This window comes from Dehalobacter sp. DCM (assembly GCF_024972775.1).
In the GTDB taxonomy this organism is placed as follows: Bacteria; Bacillota; Desulfitobacteriia; order Desulfitobacteriales; family Syntrophobotulaceae; genus Dehalobacter.
Genome location: NZ_CP092282.1, coordinates 2,934,306 through 2,946,256, shown reverse-complemented (window position 1 = coordinate 2,946,256; position 11,951 = coordinate 2,934,306). Strand labels below are relative to the sequence as shown.

Annotated in this window: 9 protein-coding genes and 4 pseudogenes; 9 read left to right on the top strand and 4 right to left on the bottom strand. The window is 41.9% G+C overall.

Going from position 1 to position 11,951, the window contains the following annotated elements:
- Positions 1-527 precede the first annotated feature (527 nt).
- Together LPY66_RS13610 and LPY66_RS13605 are read right to left on the bottom strand one after the other, a co-directional pair.
- Positions 528-1,073, bottom strand: coding sequence for a DUF4489 domain-containing protein (locus tag LPY66_RS13610; protein ID WP_337984869.1), 546 nt, complete (start codon positions 1,071-1,073; stop codon positions 528-530).
- 366 nt (positions 1,074-1,439) lie between these two features.
- Positions 1,440-1,655 (bottom strand): annotated as a pseudogene (locus tag LPY66_RS13605) (transposase domain-containing protein); the annotation flags it as partial.
- 22 nt (positions 1,656-1,677) lie between these two features.
- Here LPY66_RS13605 and LPY66_RS21010 point away from each other — a divergent pair.
- From LPY66_RS21010 to LPY66_RS13580, 6 genes and pseudogenes are all read left to right on the top strand, one after another.
- Positions 1,678-1,943, top strand: a pseudogene (locus tag LPY66_RS21010) (transposase domain-containing protein); the annotation flags it as partial.
- Complete coding sequence (locus LPY66_RS13600) at positions 1,943-2,089, top strand: hypothetical protein (protein WP_337984868.1); 147 nt, start codon at positions 1,943-1,945, stop codon at positions 2,087-2,089. The pseudogene LPY66_RS21010 and the gene LPY66_RS13600, both read left to right, overlap by 1 nt.
- Before the next feature lie 269 nt (positions 2,090-2,358).
- Positions 2,359-3,345 carry a cation diffusion facilitator family transporter gene (locus LPY66_RS13595; RefSeq protein ID WP_337984867.1) on the top strand — a complete coding sequence of 329 codons (987 nt, stop codon included), beginning with the start codon at positions 2,359-2,361 and terminating at the stop codon, positions 3,343-3,345.
- Positions 3,346-3,514: 169 nt separating this feature from the next.
- Positions 3,515-3,775, top strand: a complete 261-nt coding sequence (locus LPY66_RS13590) for a FeoA family protein (protein WP_337984866.1) — start codon at positions 3,515-3,517, stop codon at positions 3,773-3,775.
- A 37-nt stretch (positions 3,776-3,812) separates the two neighbouring features.
- Positions 3,813-4,595, top strand: coding sequence for a FeoB small GTPase domain-containing protein (locus LPY66_RS13585; RefSeq protein ID WP_337984865.1), 783 nt, complete (start codon positions 3,813-3,815; stop codon positions 4,593-4,595).
- On the top strand, positions 4,592-5,992 hold the full coding sequence (locus LPY66_RS13580; protein ID WP_337984864.1) for a nucleoside recognition domain-containing protein: 1,401 nt from the start codon (positions 4,592-4,594) through the stop codon (positions 5,990-5,992). Before LPY66_RS13585 ends, LPY66_RS13580 begins: the two co-directional genes overlap by 4 nt.
- A gap of 91 nt (positions 5,993-6,083) precedes the next feature.
- On the opposite strand, the gene LPY66_RS13575 is transcribed toward LPY66_RS13580, so the two are convergent.
- Positions 6,084-6,518, bottom strand: a complete 435-nt coding sequence (locus tag LPY66_RS13575) for a metal-dependent transcriptional regulator (protein ID WP_337984863.1) — start codon at positions 6,516-6,518, stop codon at positions 6,084-6,086.
- A 328-nt stretch (positions 6,519-6,846) separates the two neighbouring features.
- Here LPY66_RS13575 and LPY66_RS21005 point away from each other — a divergent pair, with 328 nt between their 5' ends.
- Both LPY66_RS21005 and LPY66_RS13570 read left to right on the top strand, forming a co-directional pair.
- On the top strand, positions 6,847-6,891 hold the full coding sequence (locus tag LPY66_RS21005) for a hypothetical protein (RefSeq protein ID WP_443112491.1): 45 nt from the start codon (positions 6,847-6,849) through the stop codon (positions 6,889-6,891).
- Positions 6,882-7,759, top strand: a pseudogene (locus LPY66_RS13570) (virulence RhuM family protein); the annotation flags it as partial. The gene LPY66_RS21005 and the pseudogene LPY66_RS13570, both read left to right, overlap by 10 nt.
- 465 nt (positions 7,760-8,224) lie before the next feature.
- Here LPY66_RS13570 and LPY66_RS13560 read toward each other — a convergent pair.
- Positions 8,225-8,603, bottom strand: a pseudogene (locus LPY66_RS13560) (DUF3102 domain-containing protein); the annotation flags it as partial.
- 199 nt (positions 8,604-8,802) lie between these two features.
- Here LPY66_RS13560 and LPY66_RS13555 point away from each other — a divergent pair.
- Positions 8,803-11,943, top strand: coding sequence for an efflux RND transporter permease subunit (locus LPY66_RS13555; RefSeq protein WP_337984860.1), 3,141 nt, complete (start codon positions 8,803-8,805; stop codon positions 11,941-11,943).
- Positions 11,944-11,951: the final 8 nt, after the last annotated feature.

Here is an 11,951-nt window from a genome sequence, read left to right as displayed (position 1 = left end):
TATTAAGAACTGAAGACAAACCCGGTGCTTTTATTATAAACACGGTTGTGGGTGCGGATGCGGTTTTTTGTGATCACAACACTTCTTAAGCTCATGCAAAATGCACAATAATAACCAAATTATGATGGCCAATTCTATGGCGACAATTGATATGAATATTGGAACAACAATAACCATTATTACCCCTCCTTCGCTAAATTATTTCCATTATCTAGAATATATTATGCGTACTGTCCTAACTTTGTGAATTTGTAAAAGAGACAAAACCGGCAGCGCTTTATAACCGAACAACATGCTCTTCTTGAAATCGATAAACTGGATGAAAAACGGGCAAGAAAACGACAGAAAGTCCGGCAGTTCAAGGAGGGTTTTACTTATATTCGTCATCCTGACCTTTCGGACTTTCTGTGCTAGTTTGTAATTAGCTGGATAAGAAAAATAACTCCTGGATTTCTCCAGGAGAATTTATTACAACCCAATTAACTTAAAACAAATTCGATTTATATAAAATGATGGGCACCGTCTGATCAGTCACATAATCCTTGTGCAATCGCATTGATTGCAGTGCTATTTGTCTCAAGTTCTTCTAGTTTATCTCCACCTTCAACATCAATTTTTATGATTTCTACGGTGTAAATACAACATCCTTCTTTACAATGAAAGTCATCATCACAGAAAGTAAAGCTAAATGGCAATACTTCAACATCATTAAATTCAAGTTCATATTTTTCTAATATCATGCAATTTCCATTGCAAGTTCTTTTTAGTGCAATCACTAATTCGGCTTCGTCACCATTTGGATCTGCTTCAATAATTGTTGAGAAATCAATCTTTACAAGTGGTTTGCACAAACAAGATGTGTCAACAGCAACTCTTGCAAGAAGGATTGGAGGATCTAATACTCCTTCGTAAACATTATTTAAATCGACGTTTTTTCCCTTCCCACAGACTAATAGCACTTCTTTGGGTTTAGGATGTTTTGGGAAGATACAGCAATCTTTCTCGTCTTTTTTTGCTTCATGCAAGTCCCATAGTTTTTCACACAAATCCATTAGCATTATCGGTTTACGCATAATATGCTCTCTCCTTATATTTTTTAATCAAACAAGATTTCTCAAATATATTTGTAAAATTCTCTTGTCCTAGTCCATGCTATGTTTTACCATAAAATAATGTTACAAAAATGATTCCGATTTCTAGAAAGATATGGAATAAATAACATTTACTGTGATGTGGTTGAAATACATTACGGATATAAAATAGGGAACAGAATACAGGCCAATATCGCTGATAAAAATTTAAGTTTTTCCCATAACATATCAGGATATGGAGTTTTTTATTTTAAAGATTCGTGTGTAATAACACGATTGATGGTAAGCGTCCAATAACAAAGTGTATACAAAAAAAAGCAAAAAACTAGTGTAAACTAAGTTTTTGCTCTATTTGCGAGCTTGTTGAACGTCGGAACTCCAGGGCAGATAATCTTCAAGAAATTCCGGATGTTGTCCAAATATTACTCCCGGCAATTCACTGAAGATGTAACAGAGATATTTATAAGGACTTATTCCATTCGCCCTGGCACTTTCAACCATGCTCTAAACAGCAGCACTTGCGGCAGCTCCTTTTGGACTTCCGCTGATTAGCCAATTTTTGCGATTATGTTCTTAAGCACATAATCGGAAGAACTGGATCTTTAATAACACACCAAATGGCGCCAGGGCCAGTGCCATTTATTACAGCCTGATTGTGAGTGCAAGAGAAAATGGTTTGAATCCATTTGAATATTTAACATGGATTTTTACCAATGCCCTAACTTAGGAAAAGCAGGTAACCTATCTGAAATTAAAGACTTTTTACCTGGTAGTACGGCCTTGCCGGAGAAAGTATTCACCCCGCAGCTAGGTAATACCAGTCCGGAAAAATATGCGTGGGAGGAAGACTGATGAAGGTTGGAAAACATACGGCGTTTATGATTGATTTTGTTTCTGATTTTGCTGATGGAAAGATATCACGATATCTCTTCGAATTAGATTATTCAGGCTATGTTATTGAGCATTTTCCAAAGATGAAAAAGGAGGATGCTCGTTAGCGCGAAAATTCGTCAGCACTGTCGATAATCTATTCGAATATGCTCAAGCTAACACCATATCGGATGATGATTTTAGGATAATGACTAACAATGCTCTTTGCGATCTTCTTGGCGTGGATGAGCCTGACTTCATATAGATCACGTCTGAATGGGTTTGACGCTTACGCTTATTCAGAAAATATACCAAAATTTACTTCTAATCCAATAACGTTTTGTATTAAGAGATCATAGAATAGGAGTATATTTCTCTGCTTGAAGGAGGACTCTCTATGGAAAATAAGGTACATAGCACAATTAAGCTAAGACAAAATGAAAAAAGATTATTGATCTCTATTATCCTCGTTGCCACGATTTTAGCTGGAAAACTAACAGCGGCGTTGTTAACAAAAAGTCTTGCTCTTTTTAGTGACTCTTGGCATCTCATAACCGATCTGGCGGCTTTAGTCATCAGTTGGTGGGGGTTACATGCAACCAATAAGCCGGCCAACGACAAAAATACATATGGCTTTTATCGGCATAGTATTCTCACAGCTTTGATTAACAATATTTCCTTAATTTTAATTTCCCTGTTTATTTTTTATAAGGCGGTTGAACGCTATTTTAACCCTGTAAATGTCCAAGCGGAAGGAATGATTCTGATTGCCATCCTGGGACTAGCTGTGAATACTTTGATTGTTCTCAATCTAAGGGCCAATATTGAAAATATAAATACCAAGAGTGCTTACGTTCATTTTATGGGTGATGCGCTGGCCGATGTGGGTGTTCTCATCGGGGGTATCGTTATTTACTTTACAGGATTCAGTGGCGTTGATACCATACTCAGTGCCATACTGGCCTGCCTGATCCTAAAAAGTGCATGTCAAATGACAATTGAATGTATCCGAATCTTTCTGGAAATTCCACCACCCCATATCTGTATTGAAAATGTCAAAAAAAGCCTCAAACAAATAGAAGGGGTACATGAAGTAACGGATATCCATATCTGGAGTTTGTCTGCTGAGGTTCACGCTATGACGGCTCATGTCTGCGTTAGGGAAAGAGACCTGAAACAAAATCAAGAACTTCTACACAAACTGCAGCATTTGCTTTTTGAGGATTTTGGGATAGTTCATTCCACTATTCAATTTGAACATACACCTTGCGGCAGTTGCTTTCATCAAGCGGAAGGTCATCAATACCAGTGCTCTTTATGCATTGATGCCGAATTTAAACATGTGAATAGATCGGCCAATAAAAATCTTTCAAATTGTATATGAACGCTATAACATTTATTACCAAAAATTTTAGGATAAATCCTGTGTCAAAACTTCCCTACTGCCCGTAATATATCCCAGAAGATTTTAAAGTTAGCTTAGGCTAACCCTATTATTTTAAACCGATGTTAACCTGGGGCAACAATAACAACAAAAAACTGGAGGAATCAAGATGCAGGATGTAAATATGAGTTCAGTTCATAACCAGACAACTTTATCCCAAGTACAAATAGGTTCTGCTTGTACTGTAGCAGCTCTTCATCTCGAAGGGCTCTTGCGGAGAAGAATAATGGATTTGGGAATTATTCCCGGAACAGCTATTGAGTGTATCAGGAAAGGGCCATCAGGTGATCCCACTGCTTACACCGTAAGAGGGACCACCATAGCCTTGCGCAGAGAAGATGCTGCCAAAATCAATGTCTATCTCATTTAAAAAATAAGTAAATACAAACATAGGAGTTGAAATTCAAATGGGATTCAATGTTGCAGACAGCAGGGTACTTAGAGAACACTTCGGCATTACAGCCAAGAATGATCAGATGGTCATCGCCTTAGCCGGAAATCCAAACGTCGGTAAAAGCACCGTGTTCAACGCTTTAACAGGGCTAAGACAACATACGGGAAATTGGCCGGGGAAAACGGTGGATAATGCTCAAGGTACATTTACTTACAGGAATAAATCCTTTTTATTGGTTGATCTTCCCGGCACTTACTCGATTCTGGCCCATACGGTGGAGGAAGAAATAGCACGGGATTTTATCTGTTTCGGCAAACCCGACGTAACTGTTGTCGTTCTGGATGCCACCTCCCTGGAGAGAAACCTGAATCTTGCCCTGCAGGTGATAGAGATCACATCCCAAGTTATCATCTGCGTGAACTTGATTGATGAAGCCAAAAAGAAAAAAATCTCCATTGACTTTGCTGGTTTGGAAAAAGACCTGGGCGTTCCGGTCGTAGCTACTGCAGCCCGCCAGGGAGAAGGATTAAACGATTTAAAAGAAGCAGTCTATCAGGTTACCCTTGGCCCAAAATCCGGCCAACCAAAGCAGATCCAGTACTGTAGAGAAATCGAAGACACCGTGGAGATGCTTTTACCCAAAATTGAACAACTTAAGGTTGGACAATTTTTAAATTCAAGATGGATTGCACTGCGTTTTCTGGATGGCGATGAAAAATTGATTGACAACATTTCGCGACATCTGGACCTGCTAAGTGGGCAATCGGAAATGAAGGAGGTTGAAGCAGCGCTATGAATAGTATTACCAGTAATGCTGCCTTAAGAGAGCTGAAGCGGGAGGCGGATAAGGCCCGCCTCTCTGCGGGAAACATATTCGGAGATAAAATAGTCAGTGATATCTTTGCCAACGCCGAACATATTGCCCGAAAAAATGTCGTTAAACAGGATAAGACAATGAACTGGTCCCAACATGTGGACAATATCCTTACTTCCAAAATTTTTGGTTATCCCATTATGTTAATGGTTCTTGGGGTTATCCTTTGGATCACTATTGCCGGGGCTAATATACCTTCCGGGATAATCGCTGATGCGCTCTTTGGTTTTCAGGATGTTCTGACCGGAATTTTCATTTCTTTGGGATCGCCCGACTGGCTGCATGGTGTTCTGGTTCTGGGTTTATACAGAGCCTTGGCCTGGGTTGTATCCGTTATGCTACCCCCGATGGCAATCTTTTTCCCCTTGTTTACTTTGTTGGAAGACCTGGGGTACCTGCCTAGAGTTTCTTTCAATCTTGACCACTTTTTTAAGAGAGCTAAAGCCTGCGGGAAACAATGCCTGACCATGTGTATGGGTTTCGGCTGCAATGCGGCCGGAGTCGTATCCTGCAGAATCATTGATTCTCCCCGGGAACGGCTTATCGCCATCCTTACCAACAATTTTGTCCCTTGCAACGGAAGATTCCCGACCTTGATCGCGATCGGAACGATTTTTGGCGCCGGAGCGCTCACCCAACACTTGCAGGCTCCGGCAACTGCCGGAATTATCACCGGGCTAATCCTGATTGGCATTGCGGTAACATTCGTTGTTTCCTGGATGCTTTCCCACACCCTGCTGAAAGGAGAAGCATCTTCCATGGTTTTGGAACTCCCGCCCTACCGAAGGCCCAAAATTGGCGCGGTCCTTTACCGGTCAATTATCGACAGAACCATCTTTGTTCTTAGGCGTGCCGTTCTGGTGGCAGCCCCCGCAGGTGCCCTGACTTGGATAGTTGGAAATATATACGTCGGAGATATGAGTATCCTGGCTCATGCCGCTAACTTTTTACAGCCGGTTGCACAACTGATCGGATTGGACGGCTATATTCTTCTGGCCTTCATCCTAGGGATCCCTGCCAATGAGATCGTCTTTCCAATACTCATTATGAGCTATATGTCTTCAGGCTATATGATTGAGCTGGATAGCCTTACTGAACTGCAGACACTCTTGGTTAACCATGGCTGGACCTGGCTGACCGCGCTCTGCACCATGCTTTTTGCTCTTCTTCATTGGCCTTGTGCTACAACCTTGTTAACTGCGCTTAAAGAAACCGGCAGCAAAAAATGGACTTTCCTATCTTTTCTCATACCTACAGCTATTGCCTTCATGGTTTGCTTTATGGTTGCTCAGTCCATACGGTTGTTAGGATTGGTATAACGGAATAAAGTAAGAATTTGCTTTCAGTTTAGCGGTTTGCCTAAAAAAGGGCCTTCTAACAGAATCAAAATAAAGTTAGAAGACTCTTTTCTTATAATTCCAGCAAATGTTCATCTGTTAGTTGCTGGATATATTCAAGATATTCGTTATAAGGTTCAGGATAGTTTTTGAGAAACTTGACCAGTTTTTGAATTGCTTTGATGGTTTCGCCGGACAGATAATGCTCCATAGCCTCTGCTTCTGCAGCGGTATCACAGTTGGCACATATCAGCATGAGAAATTCTTGCAGGAGTTGATTTCTCTCAACCAGAAAAGATCCTAATCTTGTTCCTTGTTCTGTAAGGGTTATTTCCCCGTACGGTTCATAATTGATATATTTCTTTTCCCTCAGCCTGCCTAAAGCTTTGGTTACCGATGGCAAAGATACCTTTAGTTTTTTGCTGATATCCGTTACCCTGACCGGTCCGGGCAATTGAGAGAAACGATAAGTTTCTTCAAGATAATCTTCCAGGCTTGGTGAAAGCATACAGTCCCCTCCCTCCATTGAAAACATCTCGTTATGCATAACGAATTTAAATCATTCTTCCGCTTGTCTATTAATCTTATTGATAGTATATTATTGTTTTGCAGCAGCATATTCTATGAACAAAATTCTTGTGAAAATAAAATTCTCCGAATAAACGTTGCTATCATTAATGTTACGTTTATAATCTATTTGGGAAAACTAATATGAGGACATCTCTCCTCGACAATTAATATTTTTTAAGTCATGAATGTATGTCAAGAAGGGATATCAAAATGACAAATGAACAAAGGCAAAAATTTTCAAATCAAATATACATCAGAAATTTGCGGTGATTGACCAGAGAATTGTTTGGTATGGAAGCATAAATCTGTAAATCAGCATATTAAACGTATTTTTGACGATGGCGAGCTTGCCCCCGATGCAGTTATTAAGGAATACTTAATAACTGCTGTCGACGGCAAAAATTTTAAAACAAAGCACTACAACCTGCAAATGACTATTGCCGTTGGCTTCAAGGTTAACAACAATCGCGCCGTGCAGTTCCGCAAATGGGCGGGACAGATTGTAAAAGATTACACGATTCAGGGTTGGACAATGGATAAAGAACGCCTAAAAAAAGGGCATATGTTACGGATGAATATTGGTGACCGCCAGCTGCAATATATTCGCGAGATACGTCTCTCAGAGCGCAAGTTTTATCAGAAAGTCACTGACCTTTATGCTATGGCATTTGATTATGACAAAGACGCAAAAACCACAAAAGAGTTTTTCAAAATGGTACAGAACAAAATGCACTGGGCTGTTCACAGACACACGCCGGCAGAATTAATTGTTGAGCGTGCCGATGCTGAAAAGGAGCATATGGGTCTGACCTCTTGGGAAGCCGCTCCGGAGGGGAAAATCGTCAAGTCTGATGTTTCTATTGCAAAAATTATTTGGACGACAAGGAAATATCATATTTGGAGCGCATAGTTTCGCTGTATCTGGATTACGCCGAGTTGCAGGCGGAGCGAAAAATACCGATGAGTATGCAGGATTGGGCGAAAAGGCTTGACGGTTTTTTGGAGTTCAATGGAAATGAAATCCTTATGGGTGCGGGGAAAATCACGCACGAGCAGGCAAAACTTCATGCCGAAACAGAATTTGAGAAATATCGCATTGTGCAGGATCGGCTTTTTGAAAGTGACTACGATCGGTTCATGCGTGAGATTGAACCGTTGGAACGCAAACCAGAGAATTGAAGGTGTATTCTCGTATTTGTCTTTTTTTAATTACAAATTTACTCTATGACAAATCAAGAAATACATGTTTGACAAATTAGGAACTGAGGCAAATTTCGAATTAAGCAGAAGGTAAAATCCAATTTCTTCGAGTAACCGGTTTTACCAAACATAAACGTCCGCCAAGGGGGTACCATATTGATACGGTATCTTTTTTGTATCCTCAAGGCATGTTGAGTGTTGATAGAAAGGATATAGCCTGATATCAAGCGGTTCGGGCGTTATTAACTTAATATTTAAGTGTGTTGTATGTTTCCGTGGACGTGAGTTTCACGGGAATTTTTTGTTGGGTAGTAGTCCTAACCAAAAAATTGACCACCCCGAGAGCCTATTCCTGTAAGATAGAAGTTGCTAAGACAACATCGTACAGGAGGAAAGGGCATTGTTAAGGATAGTCGATAAAGAGTATATCAGAAAGAAGCATTTCATGTTGCCTGTGTCATTCTCAGCGATAAATTCATCCCGTTCCTCTTCCGGGAGCCCAAGAAGGATGAGTGCCTGGGTGTAGGTTAAATTCGCCATTGATTGGCGAATTTGAGCTGTTGTCATCTTCGGATGAGACGAGCAGTTTAGCCCCATATTCATCAAAGACTTGCATCAGTTTTTCTGCCGTTCTTTGAGAATAACTCACCGATTCCTCCAGCCACTTGCCCCACTCTCCATGCGGCAGCAACGCTTTGGCTTCCTTGAGACGTTTTCCTATTTCGACGGAGCAGGTTAGGAGAATTTTACTGGTTTGGCGTTTAATTGTATTGATTTCAGCCGCTATAACAGGCGGCGTGCGTTTTGTCAGCAAATCACTCATCGTTATCCCGCGCTTTCCTGTACTTTAGTGACATCATATGGGATAAGCCACATTGATATAGGATATATTGTAAAGGACATTTTGGTCTTTATAATTCTTAATATTTATACCATTTTTATTTTATCTTTTACCGATATAGTTTTTATATCGGTTTTTTTATTTACGGCAACAAAAGACTTTAATACAGGAAGGCAGACTTATGCACCTTACGGAAATATCAGTCAAAAGACCCGCAGCTTTGATTATGGCGGTTGTATTGATCTTTGCTTTAGGAATTATAGGCTATCAGAATCTGGGCTCCGACTTAATGCCCTCAACCGATACGCCGGTTATCACCGTTATGACGACGTACAAGGGAGCCGGTGTTGAGGAGATTGAACAAGATATCATTAAACCGGTGGAAAATGAAATTGCCGGTTTAAGCGGGATTGATACCATCCGATCAACGGCGGTCACCGGTCTCGGCTATACAACCATCATGTTCACCATGGAGACAGACATTAATCAAGCTTTTATGGATGTGCAGCAAGCGATTGCCGATGTCTCCACCAAGCTGCCGCAGGACGCTTCCAAGCCAACTATCCGGAAATTCGATAAAAATTCACAGCCGGTAATGATGCTGGCCGTTACAGGTGAAGTACCCTATGAAATACTTTATGCCCAAGCAGATACTTTAAAATCCTCCCTGGAAAAATTGCCGGGGGTCGGGAGCGTCACTCTGGAAGGAGTATACCAAAAAGAGCTTGCCATTCAGGTTGATAAAGAAGCATTGGATTACTATGGCCTCAATATCAATACCATCGTCAGCCGTCTCCAGCAGGAAAACCTAAACGCTCCTGCCGGCGAAATCAAACAGGATGTTCAAAACCAGACGGTCAGGGTCGACGGGGAATTTGACGATATCTCAGAAATAGAGGACTTACGGATTCCGACTCCGGCAGGCGGGCAAATCCGCTTGTGTGACTTGGCCGAAGTCCGGCTGCAATATCCGGATCAAGACGAAATCCGTCGCTTAAGTCAAACGCAATCCATCGGAGTTTTTATTCAAAAGCAGAGCGATGCCAATATTGTCGAGACTACCGATACTGTCAAGGAAAATCTGAAAATAATGCAAAAAGGATTAACGCAAGGAGTAAGCATCACCATAGCCTCAGATCAATCCGAATTTATTCATGCCACGTTAAAGGCAGTGATGGAAAGTCTTCTGGAAGGAATCGTTACAACCTCTCTCGTACTCCTTTTATTCTTGCGCAAATGGCGCTCGGCGCTTATTGTCCTAGTCGCTATTCCAACATCGCTGATTGCTACCTTTTTTATGATGTATGTCCTAGGCTTCACTTTGAATATCATGTCTTTACTGGCGTTATCGGCAAGTATCGGTATCCTGGTGGATGATTCGATTGTCGTGCTGGAAAATATCCAAAGACACCTTAAAATGGGCAAGAATCCAATTGCCGCGGCGATCGAAGGCCGGAAGGAAATCGGCATGGCGGCCATTGCGATTACCCTCTCCGATGTTGTTGTATTTGCCCCTGTCGCTTTTATGTCCGGTATGATCGGTCGTTATTTCCGAGAATTCGGGCTGACCATTGTCTGTGCAACCTTATTTTCTTTGCTGGTTTCGTTTACGCTGACCCCAATGCTGTCTGCCAAACTTCTCAAAAATGACTCTTTGACTGAAGAAAAGAATGTCCGCATCTTACAACGATTTAGCAACGGAAGATATGGCACATTGTTAAAGAGGCTTTGTTCCATAAATTTCTCCATAGATTACTTGACAAACCAATATAAACGCGGGTTGGCCTGGTGCCTCGATAACCGGAAAAAAGTCGTCGGACTGGTAGGGATAGCGCTTTTAGTCAGTGTGCTGCTTATTCCGGCAAAAGTGATCAACACGGAATTTATTCCAAAAACGGATCAAAGTAGTTTGACCATTGATTTGTCCCTGACCCCGGGAGCAAATCTGAAGCAAACTGATCAGAAAGTTCAGCGCATTGAGGCTTATTTGCAGACCTTACCCGAAGTTTCAGATTATTTCTCCAGAGTAGGGGTGGACGGGATGGAGTCCTCTGCGGAGATTGTGGTCAATCTTGTCCCTATCAGCGAGAGAAAGAAAAATCAGGAACAGGTTGCTAAGAAAATAAGAAGCTGGGGAGGGGAACTGGAAGGTGTCGTCTTATCCGTTACCGAAGCGAGTCTCATCGGTCGGACTTCAATGGACGGTACAAAACCTGTTATCATAAACATGACAGGACCCAATCCCGAAGTGTTGAAGCAGATTGCAGGTCAAGTTGAAAACACAGTGCAAGCTGTTGAAGGTACTACAGATATCAGCAATTCCATCCAGGCCGGCCAAAAAGACTTCAGTATTGAAATGGACCGCCTGGCGGCGACCGAATATGGCATTACTGTGTCGGATACGGCAAATACACTCCGGACGGCGATCCAGGGTACTGAAGCAGGGGTTTACCGAAAAAACAGCAACGAATACGATATGATCGTTAAATTTCAGGATGGACAGATAACGACCAAAGAAGATCTCGAAAATATCTGGATTGTCAGCGCATCAGGGCAACAAGTTACTCTCAGTCAAATCGCTTCGGTCAAGCTTACAGGCAGTCCCCAGGAATTACTGCGGCTGAACCGGCAGGAATTGGTTTCGGTATCTGCAAACATTCAGGGGAGATCTTTAGGTTCGATCAATCAAGACATTGAGGAGAAACTAAAGACTCTAACCTTGCCCGCCGGTTACAGCATCGCATTCGGGGGAGACCAGGAGAACATGGCAGAATCATTCAGTTCCTTAGGCAAAGCCTTATTAGCATCCATTATTCTTGTCTACATGATTTTAGTAGTTCTTTATGAATCGTATTTGACCCCTTTTATCCGAATGCTCTCCCTGCCCTGCGGCATGATCGGCGCGTTGTTAGCCTTGGCGCTTACCAGAACCACTCTGAACCTGGTCACCATGATTGGACTGATCATGTTGGACGGACTAGCTTCCAAGAATGGTACCTTGCTGATCGATTATACTAATACCTTAAGAAAACGGGGGCTGCCTTTAAGAGAAGCGCTAATCGAATCAGGAGCCACACGCTTAAAACCCATCCTAATGACAACCATCACGATTATTGTCGGAATGCTGCCGGTAGCGCTGGCGATGGGAGAGGGCAGCGAAATCAAGTCGGGTATGGGGATCGTCTTAATCGGCGGCATGCTGACCTCGACCCTTCTTTCCCCGTTTCTTCTCCCGGTTGTCTACCTGCTGTTTGACGACGTCAAAAAGAAAATTGCTTCGAAAAAAAATAGAGCTGCAAAAAATTCGCTCGATACTTTGTAAGGCGGAGG

Excerpts from the sequence above, each read along its gene's own strand:
- LPY66_RS13610 (WP_337984869.1), bottom strand. The coding sequence starts at position 1,073 with ATGCGTAAACCGATAATGCTAATGGATTTGTGTGAAAAACTATGGGAC.
- LPY66_RS13600 (WP_337984868.1), top strand. The coding sequence starts at position 1,943 with ATGAAGGTTGGAAAACATACGGCGTTTATGATTGATTTTGTTTCTGAT.
- LPY66_RS13595 (WP_337984867.1), top strand. The coding sequence starts at position 2,359 with ATGGAAAATAAGGTACATAGCACAATTAAGCTAAGACAAAATGAAAAA.
- LPY66_RS13590 (WP_337984866.1), top strand. The coding sequence starts at position 3,515 with ATGCAGGATGTAAATATGAGTTCAGTTCATAACCAGACAACTTTATCC.
- LPY66_RS13585 (WP_337984865.1), top strand. The coding sequence starts at position 3,813 with ATGGGATTCAATGTTGCAGACAGCAGGGTACTTAGAGAACACTTCGGC.
- LPY66_RS13580 (WP_337984864.1), top strand. The coding sequence starts at position 4,592 with ATGAATAGTATTACCAGTAATGCTGCCTTAAGAGAGCTGAAGCGGGAG.
- LPY66_RS13575 (WP_337984863.1), bottom strand. The coding sequence starts at position 6,518 with ATGCTTTCACCAAGCCTGGAAGATTATCTTGAAGAAACTTATCGTTTC.
- LPY66_RS13555 (WP_337984860.1), top strand. The coding sequence starts at position 8,803 with ATGCACCTTACGGAAATATCAGTCAAAAGACCCGCAGCTTTGATTATG.